A 21,521-nucleotide genomic window follows, 5' to 3' on the forward strand; every position below is an offset into this window, starting at 1 on the left:
CTCGCGGGTCTGCGGCATCGGGCCGTCAGCTGCGTTCACAACCAGGATCGCGCCGTCCATCTGCGCCGCACCGGTGATCATGTTCTTGACGTAGTCGGCGTGGCCGGGGCAGTCGACGTGCGCATAGTGGCGGTTGTCGGTCTCGTATTCCACGTGGGCGGTCGAGATGGTGATGCCGCGCGCCTTCTCTTCCGGCGCACCGTCAATCTGGTCATACGCCTTGAAGTCGCCGAAATACTTGGTGATCGCTGCGGTCAGCGTCGTCTTGCCGTGGTCAACGTGGCCGATCGTGCCGATGTTGACGTGCGGTTTTGTACGCTCAAACTTTTCCTTTGCCATTCCTCAGGCGCCCTTTGCGGTTTGGGGGACCCTTGGTCCCGGTTTGCATCTGCGCGCGCGAGATATTGGGTTCACAACGGAAAATCAAGCACAACCATCAGGAAAACGGGCGTCAGGCCGGATTTTGTATGGCCTCGCCCGACTCAAGCGGCTGGATCAGCCTCGGCCGCGGGTCGAACCAACCGTTTTCTTTGTGTTCTTCGGCCAGCCATTCCTCGACCCGGTCGGCGATCTTGAGGGCCAACCCGCTCATCTGCTCTTCGCGGGTGCGGCTGTTGCCCGACCCCACGACCGCACTGTCACTGGTGGTGTCTTCCAGCACTTGGAATTGCTTGCCCTTGGCCAAGAACTGCTTATTGCCCACATCATAGACGTTGACCAGGACGATGGCGGTGCTCTTGGGGTTGTAAATTACCGGGATGCCCGGCGGCGCCAGCATGTACCCTTCGAGGCTGATGCCGATATCATATTCCTGGGTGCCCTGATACCGGCCCAGCCGGATGTCCACTGCCTTCTGGATCGCATCCACCCATTCCTGCGGGGTCGCGTCCCGGCTCACCGGTCCTTGTACCGCCTTTTCCGCATAGGCATAGTTGACCCGCAGCTTGAAGGCGCCAAGGTCCTCGGGCGCCTCGTCAACCAAAGTCTGGGTGCAGGCCCCGATCATGGCCAGTCCGGCGAAAAGTATCAGCAGTTTGCGCATGGGTTCCGTCTCGATAGGGCCTGTTTTTTCCTGATCTAGCGCACCGATGCGGCCCGTGCCAAGCCGTATCGGCAGTTTTCGCCTGCAGGCCGCAACCGCATCACGAGAACTTGTAGTCGCGCGGGAAGCCGTAGGGCGGCTTTTTCCCGACGCTGGCCCGCTTGGCCAGCCACGGCGACATGTCCGGCTCGTGCCGGGTCTTGTCGCCGCCCATCGACCATTTCAGACCCTCTTCCCAGTTGAAGGTGGTCAGGTCGGACAGGCCGCCATCCAGTTCCAGAGTGCCCTGCCGGCCCCGCGCCATGTTGTATTTCTGCAGACGCACGCCCTTGCCCCGCGTCATCTCGGGCAGTTCCGAGACTGGGAACACCAAGAACTTGCCGTTCTGCGACACCACGGCGACGTGGTCGCCCGCGACCGGTTTGCAGATCACCGCGCGCTCGTCATCCTTGACGTTCAACACTTGTTTGCCGTTGCGGGTCTGGGCCAGAACCTCATCCTCGGGCACGATGAATCCGTTGCCCGCATCCGAGGCCACAAGCAGCTTGCGCCCCGGCTTGTGGATCAGGATGTCGACGATCTGCGCCTCGTTGGGCAGATCGACCATCAGGCGCAGCGGCTCGCCCATGCCCCGCCCGCCGGGCAGGTTCGCGGCGCTGACCGTGTAGACCCGCCCGTTCGAGGCAAAGATCAGCAGCCGGTCGGTGGTTTCCGCGTGGAAGATGAAACGCGGCCCGTCGCCGTCCTTGAACTTCAGTTCGCGGTTCAAGTCGATATGGCCGGTCATCGCGCGGATCCAGCCCATCTGGGAACAGACCACCGTGATCGGTTCGCGGTCGATCATCGCCTCGAGCGGCACCTCTTCGACCGCGCCGGCCTCGGCAAAGCGGGTGCGGCGGGCACCGCCCTCGTAGTCCTTGCCGAACTTCTTCTTGGTCTCCTTGATCTGCTCGGCGATCCGCGCCCATTGCAGGGACTCGTCGGCCAGCAGATCCTCGAGATCGGCGCGTTCCTCCATCAGTTTGTCGCGCTCGCGGATCAGCTCCATCTCTTCGAGGCGGCGGAGGCTGCGCAGACGCATGTTCAGGATCGCGTCGACCTGAACCTCGGACAGCTCGCCCTCGCCCGGCGCGGGCGAGACATAGTCGGCCTCGCTGGTGGCGCGGACATGGTCTATGCCCCAGTTCTCGCGCATCAGCGCGGCCTTGGGGTCGTCGTCATAGCGGATGATGTCGATCACCCGATCAAGGTTCAGGAAGGCGACGATGAAGCCCTCCAGCACCTCCAAACGGTGGTCGATCTTGGCCATCCGGTGACGCGAGCGGCGCAGCAGCACCTCTTGCCGGTGATCGAGGAAGGCGCGCAGCACCTCCTTCATCGAGCAGACCTTGGGCGTCACCCCGTCGATCAGCACGTTCATGTTCAGGCTGAACCGCAGCTCGAGATCCGAGTTGCGGTAGAGCATGTTCATCAGCACCTCGGGGTCCACGTTTTTCGAACGCGGCTCGAGGATCAGGCGGATGTCGTCGGCGGATTCGTCGCGCACATCGCCCAGGATCGGGATCTTCTTGGTCTGGATCAGCTCGGCGAGCTTTTCGATCAGCTTGGATTTCTGGACCTGATACGGGATCTCGGTGACCACGATCTGCCACTGGCCGCGGCCCAGATCCTCGATTTCATATTTGCAGCGCAGCCGGAACGAGCCGCGCCCGGTGCGATAGGCCTGGGCGATGTTCTCGGGCGGCTCGACGATCACGCCGCCGGTGGGGAAATCCGGCCCCGGCACATAGTTCAGCAGCGTGTCGTCACGTGCGTCGGGCGTCTTGATCAGATGCAGGCAGGCGTCGCACAGCTCGGCGATGTTGTGGGGCGGGATGTTCGTGGCCATGCCCACGGCGATCCCCGACGCGCCATTGGCCAGCAGGTTCGGGAAGGTCGCCGGCAGCACCACCGGTTCCTGCAGCGTGCCGTCGTAGTTGTCGCGAAAATCGACCGCATCCTCGTCGAGCCCCTCCAGCAGCGCCTCGGCAACGATGGTCATCCGTGCCTCGGTATAGCGCGAGGCCGCCGGGTTGTCGCCGTCGATATTGCCGAAATTGCCCTGCCCGTCCACCAGCGGGTAACGGACGTTGAAATCCTGCGCCAGGCGCGCCATCGCGTCATAGATCGCGGCGTCACCATGCGGGTGGTAGTTACCCATCACGTCGCCCGAGATCTTGGCCGACTTGCGGAACCCGCCCGAGGAACTGAGTCGCAACTCGCGCATCGCGTAGAGGATTCGCCGGTGAACCGGCTTCAATCCGTCACGCGCATCGGGCAAGGCCCGGTGCATGATGGTGGAAAGCGCATAGGTCAGATAGCGCTCGCCAATTGCCCGGCGCAGCGGCTCCGCCACCTCGCCCCCCACGTCGGGGGCCTCCATATTGGGGTCGTCGATCGTGTCGTTCATAGATGATGTGATACGATGCCCGACGCCCTTGGTAAAGCAATCAGCGCATATTTTGCTGGGGACAAGTCCGGCTTTTTGCAACAGGGGGACCCAACCCCGCGATTTCCCCCGACTTTCGACTCGGGCGCGCGATTATGGTAGTATCTCAACCATTGAATGCTGCCGATTTCTTTGTTGATGCGATTGCCGGGGGATGCGCCATGACGCGCCTGATTGTTGTTACCTTCGCCGCCTTGGGCTGGGCCTTCTACGTGATGAGCGGAGGCCCCGATTTCGAGCCGCGCGGCACACGCGCTGCCACGCACAGTCTGGTTACCCAAGCCCGAACCGCTGACCGCTTGGTCGCCGCGAAGCCGAAGGAGCTTGTAACCCGCGCCGTTGCGCGCCCTGCAAAACCGGTCGAGCCAAGGCCCGAGCCGCTGCCCGTTGCGCAGACACCCGATGCAAGCGCCGTGTTGGCGCAGGTCGCCGCCGGAATGGGCGCGTCCCTTGCGGGCCTGGAAAGCCAGGGCCAGACCTTCTCGCTGGCATCGCTTGATGAGACCCCACCCCCGGCGCTGCGCGAGACGCCCGTCGGCCCCGAGGCCACACCAACCCAAGTGGCACCCGCACCCAAGGACATTCGCGAAGTGTCCGGCACACGAGTAAACATGCGCGACGGCCCGGGCACGATCTATCCGATCATCGGCAAGGCCCGGATGGGCCAGAAGGTCGAAGTGCTGAGCGACTCGGGCACCGGCTGGCTGCGCCTGCGCGTGTTGCCCGAGCAACAGGTCGGATGGATTTCCGCCTCATTGATCCGTAAAACCGCGAATTGACGCGATGCCGTCATTGCCCTGCCATGTTCCCCGCAATAGCTGTTGCTGACGGAAAGCCACGGGAGCGACATGCAGAGATCCATCCTCATTACCGGGTGCTCCTCGGGTATCGGGCTGGACGCGGCACACGGAATGCGTGCACGCGGCTGGCGCGTTTTTGCCGCGTGTCGGCAGCAGCGCGATTGCGACCGCCTGCGTGCCCAAGGCTTTGACAGCCCACGCATCGACTATACCGACACCGCCAGCATAACGGCCGGACTTGCCGAGGTTTTGGAGGCCACGGGCGGCGCGCTGGATGCGCTGTTCAACAACGGAGCGCATGGGCTTCCCGGCGCCGTCGAGGACGTACCGACCGAAGGCCTGCGCCATATCTTCGAAACCAATGTATTCGGCTGGCACGAACTGACGCGTCAGGTGATTCCCGTCATGCGTGCGCAGGGGCATGGCCGCATCGTCCAGAACTCGTCGGTTCTGGGGCTGGTCGCCTTTCCGTGGCGCGGTGCCTATGTGGCCACGAAATACGCCATCGAAGGCCTGACCGACACGTTACGGCTGGAACTGCGCGACACCGGCATCAAGGTCATTCTGATCGAACCCGGCCCGGTCACCTCGAAGCTGCGCGAGAAGGCCATTCCGATCTTCGAACGGTTCATCGACTGGGAAAACTCGGCCATACGCGAGAAATACGAGGGCGCGCTGCTCAAACGGCTCTACGAGGACAGCGGCCCCGACCGGTTCGAGTTGCCCGCCTCGGCCGTAACGAACAAGCTGGCGCGCGCGCTCGAGGCGAAATCGCCCAAGGCGCGCTACTATGTCACGACACCCACTTACATTGCCGGCTATCTGCGGCGCGTGCTGCCGACCGGCGCCATCGACCGGATCCTGTCCCGCATCTGAGGCGAAATTACCCGTTCGCTTTTACCGCCTGTCCGGCTAGATGGTTCGGCAACGGAACAAAGGCGCGAATGAGGGCGAAATGGATATCTTGATGGGTGTGCTGCTTTTGGCGATGGCGGCGGTCGTCGTCGTGCTGGCGCTTGGTGTGGCCAATTTCGGCAAGGGCGGCATGGAGGCCGCCAAGAAAAGCAACAAGATGATGCGGCTGCGCATCCTGTTTCAATTCATTGCCGTGGTGCTGATCGTGCTCTACGTCTATCTGCGTGGACAGGGAGTGCAGTAGATGGTCGTTCTGAACAAGATTTATACCCGCACCGGGGACGATGGCAAAACCGCGCTGGGCAATGGCGAACGGGTTGCGAAGTACTCGGGCCGCGTGGCGGCCTATGGCACTGTGGACGAGCTGAATGCCTTTGTCGGCGTGGCTCGCACCGAGGCCGAGGGCGAGGTCGATGCGGCGCTCGCCCGCATCCAGAACGATCTGTTCGACCTGGGCGCTGACCTGTGCCGCCCCGACATGGAAAAAGACGCCGAGGCCGATTACCCGCCCCTGCGGATCGCCCCGGCCCAGATCGACCGTCTGGAAACGGAAATTGACGCGATGAATGCCGACCTCGAACCGTTGCGCAGCTTCATCCTGCCGGGCGGATCAAAGCTGGCGGCGCATCTGCATGTCTGCCGCACCGTCTCGCGGCGCGCCGAGCGTCTGGCCGTCGAACTGACCAACATGGAACCGGTGAACGAGGCCGCAGTGAAATACCTCAACCGCCTCAGCGACTGGTTCTTCGTTGCAGCCCGCTGCGCCAACAACAGCGGCCACGATGACGTCTTGTGGGTTCCGGGCGCGAACCGCTGAAAGCGCCACAACGTCCAGTGGACGGTGTGGCGACCGGAATAGCGAAGCGCCGGCCCGAAGGGCGGGCGCAAACCGCTGGAACCCGAGACTCTTGAATACGTTTTCGCACCATCCGGCGCGGCAAAACCGCCCATCGGCCGGGTAACAATATTTCGTTCCTTCACGTCAAAAAGCGTGAAACGCGACGTCCCCACGACATGACGTGACGATTTTGCCCTGTCCCGACGCCCCGCAAGGCGCTATCTAGGCCGACGAGAGCATTGGTGGAGTCGCATTGCGGCTTGCCGTTTTTGTAAGGAGCGTACGCAAAAATGAAGGTACTTGTGCCTGTCAAGCGCGTGATCGACTACAACGTGAAAGTTCGCGTCAAGGCGGACGGCAGCGGTGTTGATCTCGCCAATGTCAAAATGTCGATGAACCCGTTTGACGAGATTGCCGTCGAAGAGGCGATCCGCCTGAAAGAAGCCGGCAAGGCCGACGAGGTTGTGGCCGTTTCGATCGGCGTCAAGCAGGCGCAGGAAACGCTGCGCACCGCGCTGGCGATGGGCGCAGACCGCGCCATTCTGGTGGTCGCCGCGGATGACGTCCACCAGGACATCGAACCGCTGGCCGTCGCCAAGATCCTGGCCAAGGTGGTCGAGGAAGAGCAGCCCGGACTGGTTCTGTGCGGCAAGCAGGCGATCGACAACGACATGAACGCCACCGGCCAGATGCTGGCGGCACTGCTGGGCTGGAGCCAGGGCACCTTCGCGTCTGAGCTGGACATCGAAGGGGACACCGCCAAAGTCACGCGTGAAGTTGACGGCGGCCTGCAGACCATCAGCGTGAAGATGCCCGCCATCGTCACCGTCGACCTGCGCCTGAACGAGCCGCGCTATGCGTCGCTGCCGAATATCATGAAGGCTAAGAAAAAGCCGCTGGATGAAAAAACCGCCGCCGATTATGGCGTCGACGTCACGCCGCGCCTCGAAGTCGTCAAGACCGAAGAGCCGCCGGCACGCGCCGCTGGCATCATCGTGGGCTCGGTCGACGAGCTGGTCGGGAAACTCAAAGAAGCGGGGGCTGTGTAATGGCTGTACTTCTGCTTGCCGAAGTCAACAATGGTGAACTGGCGATGGACGCAACCGCCAAGGCGGTCACCGCTGCCAAGCAGCTGGGTGACGTGACCGTTCTGGCCGCGGGCGGCTCGGCCGCCGCTGCCGGCGAAGCCGCCGCCAAGATCGACGGCGTGTCCAAGGTCCTGGTCGCCGAAGACCCGTCGCTGGGCCACCGTCTGGCCGAATCGACCGCCGCGCTGATCGTCAGCCTGGCCGACGGCTATGAGCATATCGTGGCGCCGGCCACCACCGACGCCAAGAACGTCATGCCGCGCGTGGCCGCGCTGCTGGACGTGATGGTGATCTCGGACGCGTCGGGCGTGGTCGATGGCTCGACCTTCGAGCGCCCGATCTACGCGGGCAACGCGATTCAGACCGTCAAGTCGAACGATCCCAAGAAGGTCATCACCTTCCGCACCGCCAGCTTTGATGCGGCCGGCGAAGGCGGCTCGGCCCCGGTCGAGACCGTATCGGTCGGTGAAAACCCCGGCTTGTCGGAATGGGTCGAAGACAAGGTCGCCGAAAGCGACCGCCCCGAGCTGACCTCGGCCAAGGCCGTGGTGTCGGGCGGCCGCGGCGTCGGCTCGGAAGAAGACTTCAAACTGATCGAAGCCCTGGCCGACAAGCTGGGCGCGGCGGTTGGTGCCTCGCGTGCCGCAGTTGACTCGGGTTATGCCCCCAACGACTGGCAGGTGGGTCAGACCGGCAAGGTCGTGGCACCGGATCTGTACATCGCGGTTGGTATCTCGGGCGCGATCCAGCACCTGGCTGGCATGAAGGATTCGAAGATCATCGTCGCGATCAACAAGGACGAAGAGGCTCCTATCTTCCAGGTGGCCGATTACGGCCTGGTCGCCGACCTGTTCCAGGCCGTGCCGGAGCTTACCGAAAAGCTGGCCTGAAAAAGCCCGACTTCGAAACGATCAAGGCCCGCCGATTGGCGGGCCTTTCTCAGTCCAGATCCCGGATCGCGGACAGCAACCGCTCGGCAATAGCGCGATGCGTGGCCGGTCCGATCATGTACTCCGCCATCGGCTGCTGCATCGTGCCGAAAAGCATATCCTCGAGATCGTCAGACTCACCCGATGGGCGCACCTCCATCTCGATCTTCCCAGCACAGTGCCGCGCCAGTTCCGAGACCATTGAGGCGGAGACCTGCACCGTTTCCGGCAGGCTGAGGTGCTGCGCGTCGGGGCTGTGCACGATGTCCAACCACAACAGCACGACCGGCGGTTTTACCTCGGTCAGAAAATCGCTCAGCTTGGTCAGCCACCCCCGCCTCAGCGAGTCTGCCACCATTTCGAAGCGGGCATCCTGAAACTCGGCCAGTCGCAAAATCAGATGTCGGACGAAGTGGATTTCGGCGAAATCCACCTCGGGGTAGAGCGCGCGCAGATCCGCAGTCGCTTCAAGCACCCTGTCATTGCGCCGGACGTGCACCCTATAGAAAGGGTTGGTTTGGCCCAGAATCCCCGGCAGCTGCAAAACACATGTCTTGGCGTTGTTCATTAGGTCCAGCAGACAGGTGTCCAGCGTCAGCCCGTCGACTCCGCAAAACAGGCTGCCTAGGTTGATGCATGGCATGTCGAGCTTGTCGTCGAGGACAGACGGAAATGGGCGCGCAACGAAACGGCCAAAGGTTTCATCGGCGCCAACGCAGGCCAGATATGGTCGGTCCAGTGCCAGTTTTGGCCCGCGATACCATCGCTCCGAGCCTGCATAGCGGCACAGCGGCTCTTCGGCGCTCAGCGCGCCGGATTCGTGATAACTCATGTCATCCACCCATTTTCTTCACCCGGATGCCATTGTCGGGCCACAGGTACTAAGAAAATCTCAATGGTCGACTTTTACGCGAATTCTACAGGTCACTGCCCCTTGCCGCCCTGCCCGGACTGCCGATAAGGTCGCCCCTGAACCTCAACGCAAAAGGCAGCTCAGCATGGACGTGAAATCAGTCGGAGTGATCGGCGCTGGTCAGATGGGCAATGGAATCGCTCATGTCATGGCGTTGGCTGGGTATGACGTTCTGTTGAACGACATCAGCAAAGAGGCGCTGGATTCGGCGCTTGAAACGATCAGCGGCAACATGGCCCGGCAGGTTTCGCGTGGGAAAATCACCGAAGACGACATGCAGGCGGCACTGTCCAAGATCAAAACCACGCTGAACCTGCCCGACATCGGCAAAACCGACCTGGTGATCGAGGCCGCGACCGAGCGCGAGACGATCAAACAGGCCATATTTGAAGACCTGCAACCGCACCTTCTGCCGCACACAATTCTGACGTCGAACACCTCGTCGATTTCGATCACGCGGCTGGCCAGCCGGACAGACCGGCCGGAACGTTTCATGGGCTTCCATTTCATGAACCCGGTCCCGGTGATGCAACTGGTCGAGCTGATTCGGGGGATCGCCACCGACGAAGAGACCTTTGCCACCTGCAAGACGGTGGTGGACCGGTTGGGAAAGACCGCCGCCAGCGCCGAGGATTTTCCGGCCTTCATCGTGAACCGCATCCTGATGCCGATGATCAACGAGGCGGTTTATACGCTGTATGAAGGGGTCGGCAGCGTGCAGTCGATCGACCAGTCGATGAAACTGGGTGCCAACCATCCGATGGGGCCATTGGAACTGGCCGATTTCATCGGGCTGGACACCTGCCTGGCCATCATGAACGTTTTGCATGACGGGCTGGCGGACACCAAATACCGCCCATGCCCGTTGCTGACGAAATATGTCGAGGCAGGATGGTTGGGGCGCAAGACCGACCGCGGGTTCTATGACTATCGCGGCGAGGTGCCCGTTCCCACACGCTGACGGAACAAGGGGGCCAGCCCCCTCGCCCGGATTTCATCCGGGCTCACCCCCGGGATATTTATGGCCAGATGAACTCGAGGGTCACGAAGCGCGCGATTGGCCGAGCGCCAAGGTGTGCTGGCGCAGCCAGGCCATGAAGCCACGGGGGTCTCGTTCAAGCAGCTCCATGTCAGCATCGGAAATCGGCTCTCCGATTACCGGCGATTGCGGCTTGTTGCAGGAGCGGACGATTTCGTGCAGCAAGAGGCCCTGACGCAGAATCGGCGACAGTTTGTTGGCGATCTGGTACCAGCGGGAGTTGCTTCCCGGGAAGAAGATCGGCAGGATTCTGGCCCCGGACCGGCGGATCATCTTGGCGGTGAACACGTTCCATTCACGTTCCTGCGCAGGTCCGAACCAAGTGTCAGATGACATCACCACCCCCGATGGAAACAGGGCGACGACGCCCCCGTTCTTCAGATGTTCCATCGCCTTGGCGCGCATCTCGAGCATCTTGGGTTGGGCTTCAGGGTCATGCGGGAACGGCACCGGGATCATGAAGGAGGTCGCCGCCTCGTCGAGCCCGGTCAAGACTGAGCGGGTCAGGATACGATAGTCCTGGCGAACGCGACCGATAAGTTCTGCCAGGATCATGCCATCCACCATCCCGTGCGGGTGGTTGGCGACAACCACGACCGGACCTTCCTTGGGAATGCGCGCGATCTGGTCCTCGGGCGTGGTCAGGTCGATGCCCATGGTCCTGAGCGCGCCGCCCCAGAACTTCTGGCCACGGTAGTTCTCGTTCTGCTTTTCGAACTTGTTGACCATCCGCAGGATGGTGAGCTTGCCCGTGCACCACTCGATCGCCTTGATCGCGGTCGCGGTCCAGGGATCGTCGAAAGAATTTGCGTAGGTCAGCGTTCTGCGGTCGTAGACTTCGCCCTGTTGCGACGCCCCATCCGCAACCGGGCTTGTCTTGGTTTCGTGCGTGGTTTCCGCCAATTCCTGGTCTTCCCGTTCCTGTGTCGCGGTGCCGGGCTCAGTACCCTTCGCCGAACTTGTCGTTCACCAGGGCTTCCAACGCATCCGCCAACGCCTCAGCATCCGGCCCGGAGGTTTCGACGTCAATAGTGGTTCCGCGCGAGGCTGCCAACATCAAAAGCCCCATGATGCTGTCGCCCGAAGCGGACAAACCGTCCTTCGACACCTCGGCGCGGGCGTCAAAGCCTTCGACCACCTCGACCAGCTTGGCCGACGCGCGCGCGTGCAACCCTTTTTCATTGATGATTTTCAAAGTTCTGGTGGCCATGTCCATTCAATCCGGTCTCAGTCCAGCGTCACATTTTGCGTATTGATGTACTTTCGTCCAGCCTCCATCGCCTGGCGAACGGCATCGCCTACGGGCAGGTGGCGGCTTTTGGCCAGCTTGATCAGCATCGGCAGGTTGGCTCCGTAGAGGATTCGCCGATCCTGCGGCGCACAGGCCCGCAGGCTGAGATTCGAGGGACTGCCCCCGAACAGATCGGTCACGACGACCACGCCATCGCCGACATCCACCGCATCGGCAGCGCGGCAGATCTCGGCCTGTTTTTCCTCGCGGTCATGATCCGGCTCGATCGCGATCGCCACCAGCCCGGGTTGCCGGCCTACGACATGCTGCATGGCCGCCAGGTATTCCTGTGCCAATCCGCCATGCGCCACGATTACAATTCCGATCAATCCGGCCTCACATTCAACGATCGACGTTCCATTTCCCGGTGCCTAGTTGCCACCGGCTGGCCCCTGTCCGCAAGGGCCTTTGCAACGGCCTCGGCCACCGCGACCGACCGATGCTGCCCTCCGGTGCATCCGAAGGCGACCGACAGATGGGCCTTTCCCTCGGCCCGAAAGGCCGGCAGCAGAACCTGCAGCAGGTCGACGACCCGCTCGAAAAACGGAGCATAGTTCATGTCAGACTGTACATAGGCTGCCACGTCCGGATTTCGACCATCGGCCGAGCGAAGTTCGGGGCGCCAATAGGGGTTGGCCAGAAACCGGCAGTCGAACACCATATCGAGCCCCCGGGGCAGCCCCCGCTTGTATGAGAACGACTCGATCGAAACCGCAAGGTGTCGCCCCCCTTCCGGGGCGAACCAGCGTTCGACCTCTTCGCGCAGCTGATGGATGTTCAGCGTGCTGGTATCGATCAGTGTATCCGCGACCTCTCGGATGGGGGCCAACAGCTCTTTTTCCTGGTAGATGCCGGTTTCGGGGCTGGCATCCGCCGCGACCGGGTGGCGTCGCCGGGTTTCCGAAAACCGCCGCAGCAGCACCTCGTCGCTGCAATCCAAGTACAGCGTGGTCAGATCCACCTGCGCCATACGACCCAGCTTGGCGACCAGTTCGATGAAGCCGATGGTCGAGAAATCACGGTTGCGCGCATCGATGCCCAGCGCAAGGGGGCGGGTGGGGCCAGGCCCCTCCATCAACCGCATGAGCAGCCCCATGGGCAGGTTGTCGATGGCCTCATAGCCCAGGTCCTCGAGCACGTGGATGGCGGTCGAACGCCCGGCTCCGGAGGGGCCGGTCACCAGGACAACGCGGCGCTGCGTGTTCATTTGCTGGGCCATTGCGGGTCGACTCGTCCCATCTTCATCAGTTGCATCAAGGCTGCCGCCAGATTGGGCGTGTCGGCGGCCCGAAGCAAGGGCAAGGACTGCCCCAATAGAGGAAACCGCATCGGTTCGGGCAGGCGCTCGGGTTCGGGACGGTCCAGATCGACCAACCAGCGCACGGGCGTGGCCATGGCTACCTCGGCGCGCAGCAGCCCGATGCCGCGCGCCTCGATCAGGCCGCGTACCGGGTCAACCCCATCGGCCATCACGTAGTGCCCGTGCAGCCACAGGGCGATCCGGTCATCGCCGACCAGCCAGGCGCCATGGGCCATCATCTGCAAAGCCAGCGCGGATTTCCCTGCGCCCGAACGCCCTAGGATCAGAGCCCCGTGCCCGCCGACCGCGACGCACGAGCCATGCACGACCACCCTGCCTGCGACCGGGTCCTGCGGAAGATCTCCGACGCCCATGGGTCAGACGGGCAGGCCCACGACAAAGCGCGCGCCCAACGGATCCGATGTCGGGTCGGCGTCGGTCGGCCGGATGTTCTCGGCCCAGATTACGCCGCCATGGGCTTCGACGATCTGCTTGGAAATCGCCAGTCCCAGCCCCGAGTTGTTGCCGAAATGCTCGGGCGGGCGTTGCGAATAGAAACGCTTGAACACCTTTGTCAGCGCCTGATCGGGAATGCCTGGCCCGGTATCCTCGACCACGACCAACACCCGGTTTTCGCGCTGCCGCACCCAGACACGGATCGCGTCCCCCTTTTCGCAGAACGAAATGGCGTTGGTGATCAGGTTGACGAACACCTGGGCCAGACGCGCCTCGAGCCCGTTGACGATGATCGGCTTCGCCGGCAAATCGGTGATGTAGTCGATCCCCTTCGACCGGGCGTCCTCACCCAGATATTGGCCAATGTTGCCCAGCAGCTTGAGCAGATCGAAGGGCTGCTCCTCTTCCTTGACCAGTTCGGCATCCAGACGCGAAGCGTTCGAAATGTCGCTGACCAGCCGGTCCAGCCGCCGAACGTCATGTTCGATCACGCCCAGCAGTTTCTCGCGCTGGTCGTCGCGCTTGACCATCCGCAGGGTGCCGACGGCCGATTGCAGGCTGGCAAGCGGGTTCTTGATCTCGTGGGCGACGTCGGCCGCGAACTGCTCGTTGGCGTCGATGCGATTGTACAGCGCCGTCACCATGCCACGCAGAGCCCGACTCAGGCGCCCGATCTCGTCCGGGCGGGCGCTGAGGTCGGGCATGCGGATGCGCCCCGGATTGACACCCGTGCCCCGATCCTTGCCCATCTCGGCCGCCGCAGCCAGATCGGCCAGCGGGTTGGCGATGGTCGAAGCCAGAACAAGACTGAGGCCGATCGAAACCAGCAATGCGACGACGAACATCTGGAGGATGCGCTCCTGCTCCTTGCGGGCCAGCGCGTCGATCTCGCCGGGCGGACCGGTGATGGCGACGGCACCGATTGGATTCCCGGCTTGCAGGATCGGCGAAGCCGCGACGATCACCGTGTCGCCCATGACGTCGCTAACCGCCTGCACCTGCAACTGGCCGTTCAGTGCCCCAGGCACGATTTCCTGAACGCGCTGGGCCAGCGTCGGGGCCTGATCCTGCGCCGCACCGGTGAAGACCTTGTACAACCCGTTCCAAACCGCGTTCAGGGCGTCACTGATCAGAGTGCTGCCCGTGGGCGCATCGGCCTCGGTCGGGATCAGCCCCGGCACCCTGGCCACGGATGATTCGCCCCGCGTCCATCCGATCAACGTACCTGTGTCATCATAGACGAATACCTCGCCGCCTTCGGGTATGCTGAGCAACGACAGCGTGTCCTTGATGTTCAAATCCGCCGTCGCCCGAGCGCCCTCGGTCCGCCGCAGTTGGGCTTCAAAGACATTCGACACCAACTTAGCGTCGCCGATCAGGTCGCGTGCCGTCTGCTGGACCCGCTCGGCCCGGGAGTCATCCAAATACAAAAGACCGGCGACAAGGGTCACCAGGGCGATCAGGTTGAACGTGATGATCTTGCGGGCCAGCGGCGAGTTGCGCAACGTGAACAGCGTCCGGCGCGAGCGACGCGCGCGCAATTCGGCCGATTCGGGGTCCTGCGGGATGACCCAGTCATCCCCCAATACGACGCCACCGTCGCGCATTTCGCTGCCCTGCTGGGTGTCCCTCACGAAACCCAATCACCTTTGCTAAAGCCAGTCCGGCTTATTCTTCGTTGTACCGGTATCCTATGCCATAAAGCGTCTCGATGGCCGAAAATTCTGGATCGGCCGCGCGCATTTTCTTGCGCAGACGTTTGATATGGCTGTCGATCGTGCGGTCGTCCACATAGACCTGATCGTCATAGGCCACATCCATCAGCTGATCGCGGCTTTTGACGAAACCCGGCCGCTGGGCCAAGGCTTGCAGCAACAGGAACTCGGTCACCGTCAGGGACACGTCCGTGCCTTTCCAGCTGACCGCGTGGCGCAACGGGTCCATCCGCAGGTGGCCTCGTTCCATGACCTTGGTCTCGCCGGGCGCCGACGCCGACGCATCGCCCGAGATCGCTTCCTGCCGGCGCAGCAAGGCGCGGATCCGTTCGACTAGAAGACGTTGCGAGAACGGCTTTTTCACATAGTCATCCGCCCCCATGCGCAGACCCAGAACCTCGTCGATCTCGTCGTCCTTCGAGGTCAGGAAGATGACTGGCATCTGGGTTTTCTGACGCAGACGCTGTAACAGGTCCATGCCGTCCATCCGGGGCATCTTGATGTCCAGAACCGCCATGTCGGGCAGTTTCTTGTTGAACGCATCCAGGGCGGCCTGCCCGTCATTGTAGGTTTCGACCTCGAATCCCTCGGCCTCGAGCGTCATGGACACGGACGTAAGGATATTCCGATCGTCGTCCACCAGTGCAATCTTAGACATAGGGCTGCCCTCTACCTGCTCACTGAAGTTATCTTGTGCTTTTGTAGGGCATTCTTGGCTTTTTTAAGGCCGCGAATCAATCCGGATGTACGAATCGCGCCACATTGTTCACGAAGCTGAGACAAAAAGGTCGTAACGGATGGCCGAAAGTGGTCGCGCTTTCCGACAGGAAATTCGTGGTTGCGCTAAACTTGGATGTGATGGCGCTAACTGTGCCAAACCGTCCTGTTCATGCCTTTGGCGCCCATGTTAAGACACGAGCATCCGCCGGTTTCCCGGCAAAAATGCCCAAAGTGCGCTGAAGGATTTTTTTCCGGCGCCGCCACAGGAGAAGACACGCATGACATCTGGACGGGTTAACCCGCAATTTCGCCTCGAAGATCAGGGCATCGGGGGTCTGGGCAATGTCTATTACAACTTCATCGAACCGGCGCTGATCGAAGAGGCCCTCAAACGGGGCGAAGGCACGCTGGGCAACGGCGGGGCCTTCCTGGTCTCGACCGGCAAGTTCACCGGCCGCTCACCCAAGGACAAGCATGTGGTCAAGACCGACAGCGTGGCCGACAGCATCTGGTGGGAAAACAACGCCGCCATGAGCTCCGAGGGCTTTGACGCCCTTTACGACGACATGCTGGCGCACATGCGGGGCAAGGATTACTTCGTGCAGGATCTGGTCGGTGGGGCCGATCCCACCTATGCGATCAACGTGCGCATGGTCACCGAGCTGGCCTGGCACAGCCTGTTCATCCGCCACATGCTGCGCCGCCCCGACCGCGAGGACCTGGACGAGTTCGTCGCCGATTTCACCGTCATCAATTGCCCCAGCTTCAAGGCGGATCCGGCCCGGCACGACTGCCGCAGCGACACCGTGATCGCGTTGAACTTCGACCGCAGACTGATTCTGATCGGCGGCACCGAATACGCCGGCGAGAACAAGAAATCCGTGTTCACGCTGCTCAACTACCTGCTGCCGGAAAAAGGTGTGATGCCGATGCACTGCTCGGCCAACCACGCCGTCGGCAACCCGGTCGACACAGCCGTGTTCTTTGGCTTGTCGGGCACCGGAAAGACCACTTTGTCGGCGGACCCGGCGCGCGTTCTGATCGGTGATGACGAACACGGCTGGTCCGACCGCGGCACCTTCAACTTCGAAGGCGGCTGCTATGCCAAGACCATCAACCTAAACCCCGAGGCCGAACCCGAGATCTACGCGACCACCTCGAAATTCGGCACCGTGGTCGAGAACATGGTTTTTGACCCCGAGACCCGGGAACTTGATTTCGACGATGACAGCCTGACCGCGAACATGCGCTGCGCCTATCCGCTGGAATACATCTCGAACGCGTCGAAAACCGCTTTGGGCGGCCATCCGAAGAACATTATCATGCTGACCTGCGATGCCTTCGGCGTGCTGCCTCCCATCGCGCGGCTGACCCCGGCGCAGGCAATGTACCACTTCCTGTCGGGCTTCACCTCGAAGGTCGCCGGAACCGAGCGCGGCGTGACCGAGCCGCAACCCACCTTCTCGACCTGCTTCGGCGCCCCGTTCATGCCGCGCCGCCCCGAGGAATACGGTAAGTTGCTTCGCGACAAGATCGCCCAGCACGGCGCCACCTGCTGGCTGGTGAACACCGGCTGGACCGGCGGCGCCTACGGTGTAGGCAGCCGGATGCCGATCAAGGCCACCCGCGCCCTGCTGACCGCAGCTCTGGACGGCTCGCTGGCCGACGCGGAATACCGCAAGGATGCCAATTTCGGTTTTGATGTACCGGTGGCGGTACCGGGCGTCCCCGAAGTGCTGCTGGATCCGCGCCGGACATGGGATGATCAGGCCGCCTTCGACAAACAGGCCGAAAAGCTGGTGCAGATGTTTGCTGAGAATTTCGAGCAGTACCTGCCTTTCATCGACGAAGATATCCGGGCCGTGGCGATCGGCTGACACCGCGCAGACCACTGCAGCAGACGGGGGCCACGCGGCCCCCGTTCTTCGTGTGGCGGAACCCAACGGAACCTCACTATCCCTATGGTTGTAATTCCGATGTTGCGCATACAAATGCGTTGCTTGGCATGCGAACTTGCGATAGAGAAACTTCTCAACTCGCAAATAGCCCGGCGCTTGCGCACCGGGCCGGGACTGAAGATACACTGAAAATACCTTGTGGGCGACCTGCATCTGTTCACTCACCACAAGAACAGGCCGTCTAATCAAGAGTATAGTGGACTAGTAGGGGGCTAGTGTCAACGTGACAGCGGAATGCCGCTTCGGGGCGTGCCAAGTGTTCCACCGAAACTGTTCCACCCAAACGGGGCGTTATGTTGGCAGCAAGAATATCAGGAATGAACATGACCGAAATCTCGAAACTGGCCGAATTGCGCAAACTGGTACACAGCATGGAGCGTACACTGGGTCTCGAGGAACTATCTCCGGTTGAACGTGACATTTATTATGCGGCCGAAGAATTGTCCAAGAACGGTTCCGAGATCCGCACCTATGGATTGATCGAACACACCCTGGTGCAAAGCATATCCAGACCGACTTTTTTCCGCGCACTGAAATCGCTGGTGCAGAAAGGCTATCTGGCGCACAGCGGAAACGCAAACAGGGGCCGCTATATCGTCAATGCGCCGCGTTGACCTGCTGCTGCGCTCGTTCAGCTGAACCTCATGCGATCGTGGATCACTGACACGTTTTTCGCCTCGCTGGCATATGTCGGAGCGTCATTTCTGACGTTTTCGGTTCTGATGCCTCTGCAGAACGTTTTCTTCCCGGAATACCCAAGCCGCGCCAGCCTGCTGTTTCTGCCACATGGCGTGCGGGTTCTGGCGGCCTGGCTGCTTGGATGGCGGGCCATTCCGGCGCTGTTTCCCGGAGTGTTCATCGTATTCGCACTGCTGGGCGGCGCGGATGTGTTTCTGGCAAACCGACTGCTGGCGATTGCCATCGCGGTCACGACGGCACCGGCGGTGTTCTACCTGCTGAAATGGGCGGGGTGGGATCTGTTTCCCGCCCCTGGCCGCAGCCCGTGCTGGGCCTGCATCATGGGGGTCGGTGTGATCACATCGATTCTGGTGTCCATCTTGACCAACTTGGCCTTCGGCAGTTCGACCTCGGAATATGTTGCGTTTCTTATTGGTGACATGTCAGGGCTGCTGTTTTTGATGTTCGGCTTGTATTTCGCCTTTCGCGTAGTCGACCGCCAGACCTGACCGATCACCCGACCAGACCGCGCCGCAACAGGTTTGCACCGGCGACCATCAGCACCAGCAGCGTTGCCTTGCGAAATGTGGCCTGATCGATCCGGTCGTGCAAGCGCAGCCCCAACCACATGCCTGCCACCGCGGGAACTGTCAGCGCCATGGAAAACGGCACCGTATCGGCGCGCAGCACCCCCGATCCCACATGCGCCACGGCCAGCGCCACGGCACCCAATCCGTAAATCACCCCCTGTATCCGCAGCTGCTCGGACTTGGGCGTGTTCAGCGCGGTCAGATAAGCCACGGTTGGCGGCCCCCAAACCCCGGAAATGCCCCCGACGAACCCTGCCATCGCGCCAATCGCAGCTTCTATCCGCGCCGAAGGCCGGGACAGGCTCAGCCCGAACCCCAGCAACTGCATCGCGGCAAAAAACGTGACGGGAAGACCGACCAGCAACAAGAACGCCCGCGCCGGCACAAGGCTGACCAACTGCGCGCTGGCAAGCAGGAACACCAGCCCCACCATCAGGAACACCCGGAACTGCCGAATGGCCGACACCGCCGCCGCACGCCCTTCGCGCAGGGCCTGAAACCCGTTCGTGACCAACGTGGGCAGGATGAGCCCGGCCAGGGCCAGTTGCGGCGGCAGCATCATGCTCAGCCCCGAAACAAGAACCATCGGCATGGCAAACCCGACCATGCCTTTGACCGCACCGGCCAGAAAGGCCACCGCGAAGGCAAGGCAGAGCTCGGGCCAACTCAGCATCGAAAACAGTGTCATGCCCTTAAATAACACCCTGCATTTCTTCTGCATCGCAAAAATCGTTGCGTAATTTTTGGACCTTTTCGACGCATTTTGTGAATTTTTGTTGCGCTGCACTTGCAGCATGATATGACCAGACAACCCAGCAAAGGACGTGATTCATGGCCCATGACGGACAAGATATGACGAACATGACTTCTCAGCCGGTTCTGCCCGATCTTCTGACCCTAACGGGGGCCGCGCTGCCGGCGGTTCAGTCCGTCTTTGACCGGGCGCGCGATGCGGTGCGCGAGATGGTCACGGCCGAGGGTCGCGTCTCGGGCGCCTTGGTCGAAGCGAACCAGACCGCCGCGCATGGGCTGGCCTGGCTGGCCACCTACAACCAGTCGCTGCAGCAGATGCAGAAATGGGCCGAGGCGCTGGACGCCCAGGGCAAGTTCGGCGAGATGGAGCAGTTGCTGCACCAAATCGCGTTTGGTGAATACCTGCACCAGGTCGCCGGCGGCATCCCGATGAACCAGGGCGAGGTCGTGCGCCTGCAGGATCTGGGGCTGGGCTGGGATGCGCTGTCGGGCTTCCAATGCGCCGAGGTGCAGACGCTGATGGCACAGGCCAACAGCCAGGCCGCGCGCAGCCGTCTGGTTCAGCTGATGCAAGACCAGTCCGGGGCCACGATGTTCGGCGCCTCGGGCCTGGATGAAGAGCTTGAGATGATCCGCGAGCAGTTCCGCCGCTATGCGCTGGATCGGGTCGAGCCCAACGCGCACGAGTGGCACCTGAAGGACGAACTGATCCCGATGGAAATCATCGAGGAACTGGCCGAGATGGGCGTCTTTGGCCTGACCATCCCCGAGGAATATGGCGGGTTCGGCCTGTCCAAAGCGTCGATGTGCGTGGTTTCCGAGGAACTGTCCCGCGGGTACATCGGCGTCGGCAGCTTGGGCACCCGGTCCGAGATCGCGGCCGAACTGATCCTGGCGGGCGGCACCGATGCACAAAAGGCCCAATGGCTGCCCAAGATCGCGAGTGCGGAGATCCTGCCCACCGCCGTGTTCACCGAACCCAACACCGGCTCGGACCTCGGCAGCCTGCGCACCCGCGCGGTCAAGGACGAGAACGGCGACTACAAGATCACCGGCAACAAGACCTGGATCACCCATGCCGCGCGCACCCATGTGATGACGCTGCTGGCACGCACCGATCCCGAAACCACCGACCATCGCGGATTGTCGATGTTCCTGGCCGAAAAGACGCCCGGCACCGACGACAACCCATTCCCGACCCCCGGTATGACCGGCGGCGAGATCGAGGTGCTGGGCTATCGCGGCATGAAGGAATACGAGCTGGCCTTCGACGGCTTCCACGTCAAGGGCGAGAACCTGCTCGGCGGCGAGGAAGGCAAGGGCTTCAAGCAGCTCATGGAAACCTTCGAGTCCGCGCGCATCCAGACCGCCGCCCGCGCCATCGGCGTGGCCCAAAGCGCGCTGGACATCGCCATGCAATACGCGCAGGAGCGCAAACAGTTCGGCAAGGCCCTGATCAAATTCCCGCGCGTGTCGGGCAAGCTGGCGATGATGGCGGTCGAGATCATGATCGCCCGTCAGCTGACCTATTTCAGCGCCTGGGAGAAGGACAACGGCCACCGCTGCGACCTGGAGGCCGGGATGGCCAAGCTGCTGGGCGCGCGTGTTGCCTGGGCGGCGGCCGACAACGGGTTGCAGATCCACGGCGGCAACGGTTTCGCGCTGGAATACAAGATCAGCCGCGTTCTGTGCGACGCCCGCATTCTGAACATCTTTGAAGGCGCCGCCGAGATCCAGGCGCAAGTCATCGCGCGGCGTCTGCTGGCCTGAGCGCCAGTATGTCGCGGTTTCCCCAACTTGACCCGGCCCGGTGCCGGGTCTTTTCTTTTGTGGCAATCCAGTAGTGCCGAATGACCAGATCTGCCGCATTCAATTCACCCAACTCGACCCACCAGACACGATGGCGCGCTAATTTCCCGCTTGGGCCCCGGTACAGGTTTCAGCTAAGTAGCTATCGAACCGCATCATGCTGCGCCGCGGCTACGCAGATGCCGACCTGATCTTTGCG

Annotated in this window: 23 protein-coding genes; 11 read left to right on the forward strand and 12 right to left on the reverse strand. The window is 62.1% G+C overall.

The features are described 5' to 3' along the window. From AC2FM3_RS04030 to AC2FM3_RS04040, 3 genes are all read right to left on the reverse strand, one after another. The coding region (locus AC2FM3_RS04030) for a GTP-binding protein (RefSeq protein ID WP_496679230.1) at positions 1-339 on the reverse strand (339 nt) is incomplete at its 3' end. Between the two features lie 112 nt (positions 340-451). Continuing rightward, positions 452-1,042, reverse strand: coding sequence for a hypothetical protein (locus AC2FM3_RS04035; protein WP_496679232.1), 591 nt, complete (start codon positions 1,040-1,042; stop codon positions 452-454). Positions 1,043-1,142: 100 nt separating this feature from the next. Further along, on the reverse strand, positions 1,143-3,491 hold the full coding sequence (locus tag AC2FM3_RS04040) for a DNA topoisomerase IV subunit A (RefSeq protein ID WP_496679234.1): 2,349 nt from the start codon (positions 3,489-3,491) through the stop codon (positions 1,143-1,145). Positions 3,492-3,691: 200 nt separating this feature from the next. On the opposite strand from AC2FM3_RS04040, the gene AC2FM3_RS04045 reads away from it, so the two are divergent. The 6 genes from AC2FM3_RS04045 to AC2FM3_RS04070 all read left to right on the forward strand — a co-directional run bounded on the left by AC2FM3_RS04045 (position 3,692) and on the right by AC2FM3_RS04070 (position 8,061). Continuing rightward, complete coding sequence (locus AC2FM3_RS04045; protein WP_496679236.1) at positions 3,692-4,309, forward strand: SH3 domain-containing protein; 618 nt, start codon at positions 3,692-3,694, stop codon at positions 4,307-4,309. Between the two features lie 69 nt (positions 4,310-4,378). Continuing rightward, a complete protein-coding gene (locus AC2FM3_RS04050) occupies positions 4,379-5,206 on the forward strand; it encodes an SDR family NAD(P)-dependent oxidoreductase (RefSeq protein WP_496679239.1) in 828 nt (275 codons plus the stop codon). A gap of 79 nt (positions 5,207-5,285) precedes the next feature. Next, a complete protein-coding gene (locus AC2FM3_RS04055) occupies positions 5,286-5,489 on the forward strand; it encodes a twin transmembrane helix small protein (protein ID WP_040634599.1) in 204 nt (67 codons plus the stop codon). Then, complete coding sequence (locus AC2FM3_RS04060) at positions 5,490-6,062, forward strand: cob(I)yrinic acid a,c-diamide adenosyltransferase (protein WP_496679241.1); 573 nt, start codon at positions 5,490-5,492, stop codon at positions 6,060-6,062. It abuts the gene before it with no gap. Between the two features lie 311 nt (positions 6,063-6,373). Next, positions 6,374-7,132, forward strand: coding sequence for an electron transfer flavoprotein subunit beta/FixA family protein (locus tag AC2FM3_RS04065; protein WP_496679244.1), 759 nt, complete (start codon positions 6,374-6,376; stop codon positions 7,130-7,132). Continuing rightward, complete coding sequence (locus AC2FM3_RS04070; protein ID WP_496679245.1) at positions 7,132-8,061, forward strand: electron transfer flavoprotein subunit alpha/FixB family protein; 930 nt, start codon at positions 7,132-7,134, stop codon at positions 8,059-8,061. The genes AC2FM3_RS04065 and AC2FM3_RS04070 overlap by 1 nt, the downstream gene beginning before the upstream one ends. Positions 8,062-8,110: 49 nt before the next feature. Here the strand turns inward: AC2FM3_RS04070 and AC2FM3_RS04075 are convergent, their stop codons facing one another. Then, positions 8,111-8,932 carry a DUF6473 family protein gene (locus AC2FM3_RS04075; RefSeq protein ID WP_496679246.1) on the reverse strand — a complete coding sequence of 274 codons (822 nt, stop codon included), beginning with the start codon at positions 8,930-8,932 and terminating at the stop codon, positions 8,111-8,113. A 166-nt stretch (positions 8,933-9,098) separates the two neighbouring features. On the opposite strand from AC2FM3_RS04075, the gene AC2FM3_RS04080 reads away from it, so the two are divergent. Then, the gene (locus AC2FM3_RS04080; RefSeq protein ID WP_496679247.1) at positions 9,099-9,974 is read left to right on the forward strand and encodes a 3-hydroxybutyryl-CoA dehydrogenase; all 876 of its coding nucleotides are present in this window, start codon (positions 9,099-9,101) and stop codon (positions 9,972-9,974) included. A gap of 81 nt (positions 9,975-10,055) precedes the next feature. On the opposite strand, the gene AC2FM3_RS04085 is transcribed toward AC2FM3_RS04080, so the two are convergent. The 7 genes from AC2FM3_RS04085 to AC2FM3_RS04115 form a co-directional block, all read right to left on the reverse strand. Continuing rightward, entirely contained in the window at positions 10,056-10,955 is a 900-nt protein-coding gene (locus AC2FM3_RS04085; protein ID WP_496679249.1) for a lysophospholipid acyltransferase family protein, read from the reverse strand. A gap of 37 nt (positions 10,956-10,992) precedes the next feature. Then, complete coding sequence (locus AC2FM3_RS04090) at positions 10,993-11,262, reverse strand: HPr family phosphocarrier protein (protein WP_040634596.1); 270 nt, start codon at positions 11,260-11,262, stop codon at positions 10,993-10,995. A 17-nt stretch (positions 11,263-11,279) separates the two neighbouring features. Beyond that, the gene (locus AC2FM3_RS04095) at positions 11,280-11,672 is read right to left on the reverse strand and encodes a PTS sugar transporter subunit IIA (protein ID WP_496679251.1); all 393 of its coding nucleotides are present in this window, start codon (positions 11,670-11,672) and stop codon (positions 11,280-11,282) included. Beyond that, complete coding sequence (gene rapZ, locus AC2FM3_RS04100) at positions 11,669-12,562, reverse strand: RNase adapter RapZ (protein WP_496679253.1); 894 nt, start codon at positions 12,560-12,562, stop codon at positions 11,669-11,671. The genes AC2FM3_RS04095 and rapZ overlap by 4 nt, the downstream gene beginning before the upstream one ends. Beyond that, entirely contained in the window at positions 12,547-13,017 is a 471-nt protein-coding gene (locus AC2FM3_RS04105; protein WP_496679256.1) for an HPr kinase/phosphorylase, read from the reverse strand. The genes rapZ and AC2FM3_RS04105 overlap by 16 nt, the downstream gene beginning before the upstream one ends. A gap of 3 nt (positions 13,018-13,020) precedes the next feature. Next, positions 13,021-14,706: an ATP-binding protein gene (locus AC2FM3_RS04110; protein WP_496679525.1), complete on the reverse strand. Its 1,686-nt coding sequence runs from the start codon at positions 14,704-14,706 to the stop codon at positions 13,021-13,023. A gap of 61 nt (positions 14,707-14,767) precedes the next feature. Then, positions 14,768-15,472 (reverse strand): response regulator, encoded by a 705-nt coding sequence (locus tag AC2FM3_RS04115; protein WP_496679258.1) that lies wholly within the window; start codon positions 15,470-15,472, stop codon positions 14,768-14,770. A gap of 340 nt (positions 15,473-15,812) precedes the next feature. Between AC2FM3_RS04115 and AC2FM3_RS04120 the strand changes: the two genes are divergently transcribed. From AC2FM3_RS04120 to AC2FM3_RS04130, 3 genes are all read left to right on the forward strand, one after another. Continuing rightward, positions 15,813-17,411 carry a phosphoenolpyruvate carboxykinase gene (locus AC2FM3_RS04120; protein WP_496679259.1) on the forward strand — a complete coding sequence of 533 codons (1,599 nt, stop codon included), beginning with the start codon at positions 15,813-15,815 and terminating at the stop codon, positions 17,409-17,411. Positions 17,412-17,815: 404 nt separating this feature from the next. Further along, the gene (locus AC2FM3_RS04125) at positions 17,816-18,106 is read left to right on the forward strand and encodes a hypothetical protein (RefSeq protein WP_496679261.1); all 291 of its coding nucleotides are present in this window, start codon (positions 17,816-17,818) and stop codon (positions 18,104-18,106) included. A 30-nt stretch (positions 18,107-18,136) separates the two neighbouring features. Beyond that, positions 18,137-18,679: a hypothetical protein gene (locus AC2FM3_RS04130; protein ID WP_496679263.1), complete on the forward strand. Its 543-nt coding sequence runs from the start codon at positions 18,137-18,139 to the stop codon at positions 18,677-18,679. Positions 18,680-18,683: 4 nt separating this feature from the next. Here the strand turns inward: AC2FM3_RS04130 and AC2FM3_RS04135 are convergent, their stop codons facing one another. Beyond that, positions 18,684-19,448 carry a sulfite exporter TauE/SafE family protein gene (locus tag AC2FM3_RS04135; RefSeq protein WP_496679264.1) on the reverse strand — a complete coding sequence of 255 codons (765 nt, stop codon included), beginning with the start codon at positions 19,446-19,448 and terminating at the stop codon, positions 18,684-18,686. A 143-nt stretch (positions 19,449-19,591) separates the two neighbouring features. Between AC2FM3_RS04135 and AC2FM3_RS04140 the strand changes: the two genes are divergently transcribed. After that, entirely contained in the window at positions 19,592-21,283 is a 1,692-nt protein-coding gene (locus AC2FM3_RS04140) for an acyl-CoA dehydrogenase family protein (RefSeq protein ID WP_496679265.1), read from the forward strand. The last annotated feature ends 238 nt before the right edge of the window (positions 21,284-21,521 follow it).

This window comes from Ruegeria sp. BHSB172, from assembly GCF_059613165.1.

What these genes read in the sequence shown, in the direction of transcription:
- AC2FM3_RS04060 (WP_496679241.1), top strand. Translation starts at nt 5,490, where the DNA reads ATGGTCGTTCTGAACAAGATTTATACCCGCACCGGGGACGATGGCAAA.
- AC2FM3_RS04040 (WP_496679234.1), bottom strand. Translation starts at nt 3,491, where the DNA reads ATGAACGACACGATCGACGACCCCAATATGGAGGCCCCCGACGTGGGG.
- AC2FM3_RS04090 (WP_040634596.1), bottom strand. Translation starts at nt 11,262, where the DNA reads ATGGCCACCAGAACTTTGAAAATCATCAATGAAAAAGGGTTGCACGCG.
- AC2FM3_RS04115 (WP_496679258.1), bottom strand. Translation starts at nt 15,472, where the DNA reads ATGTCTAAGATTGCACTGGTGGACGACGATCGGAATATCCTTACGTCC.
- AC2FM3_RS04045 (WP_496679236.1), top strand. Translation starts at nt 3,692, where the DNA reads ATGACGCGCCTGATTGTTGTTACCTTCGCCGCCTTGGGCTGGGCCTTC.
- AC2FM3_RS04065 (WP_496679244.1), top strand. Translation starts at nt 6,374, where the DNA reads ATGAAGGTACTTGTGCCTGTCAAGCGCGTGATCGACTACAACGTGAAA.
- rapZ (WP_496679253.1), bottom strand. Translation starts at nt 12,562, where the DNA reads ATGGCCCAGCAAATGAACACGCAGCGCCGCGTTGTCCTGGTGACCGGC.
- AC2FM3_RS04075 (WP_496679246.1), bottom strand. Translation starts at nt 8,932, where the DNA reads ATGAGTTATCACGAATCCGGCGCGCTGAGCGCCGAAGAGCCGCTGTGC.
- AC2FM3_RS04125 (WP_496679261.1), top strand. Translation starts at nt 17,816, where the DNA reads ATGACCGAAATCTCGAAACTGGCCGAATTGCGCAAACTGGTACACAGC.
- AC2FM3_RS04080 (WP_496679247.1), top strand. Translation starts at nt 9,099, where the DNA reads ATGGACGTGAAATCAGTCGGAGTGATCGGCGCTGGTCAGATGGGCAAT.
- AC2FM3_RS04105 (WP_496679256.1), bottom strand. Translation starts at nt 13,017, where the DNA reads ATGGGCGTCGGAGATCTTCCGCAGGACCCGGTCGCAGGCAGGGTGGTC.
- AC2FM3_RS04055 (WP_040634599.1), top strand. Translation starts at nt 5,286, where the DNA reads ATGGATATCTTGATGGGTGTGCTGCTTTTGGCGATGGCGGCGGTCGTC.
- AC2FM3_RS04120 (WP_496679259.1), top strand. Translation starts at nt 15,813, where the DNA reads ATGACATCTGGACGGGTTAACCCGCAATTTCGCCTCGAAGATCAGGGC.
- AC2FM3_RS04050 (WP_496679239.1), top strand. Translation starts at nt 4,379, where the DNA reads ATGCAGAGATCCATCCTCATTACCGGGTGCTCCTCGGGTATCGGGCTG.
- AC2FM3_RS04070 (WP_496679245.1), top strand. Translation starts at nt 7,132, where the DNA reads ATGGCTGTACTTCTGCTTGCCGAAGTCAACAATGGTGAACTGGCGATG.
- AC2FM3_RS04140 (WP_496679265.1), top strand. Translation starts at nt 19,592, where the DNA reads ATGGCCCATGACGGACAAGATATGACGAACATGACTTCTCAGCCGGTT.
- AC2FM3_RS04135 (WP_496679264.1), bottom strand. Translation starts at nt 19,448, where the DNA reads ATGACACTGTTTTCGATGCTGAGTTGGCCCGAGCTCTGCCTTGCCTTC.
- AC2FM3_RS04130 (WP_496679263.1), top strand. Translation starts at nt 18,137, where the DNA reads ATGCGATCGTGGATCACTGACACGTTTTTCGCCTCGCTGGCATATGTC.
- AC2FM3_RS04035 (WP_496679232.1), bottom strand. Translation starts at nt 1,042, where the DNA reads ATGCGCAAACTGCTGATACTTTTCGCCGGACTGGCCATGATCGGGGCC.
- AC2FM3_RS04110 (WP_496679525.1), bottom strand. Translation starts at nt 14,706, where the DNA reads ATGCGCGACGGTGGCGTCGTATTGGGGGATGACTGGGTCATCCCGCAG.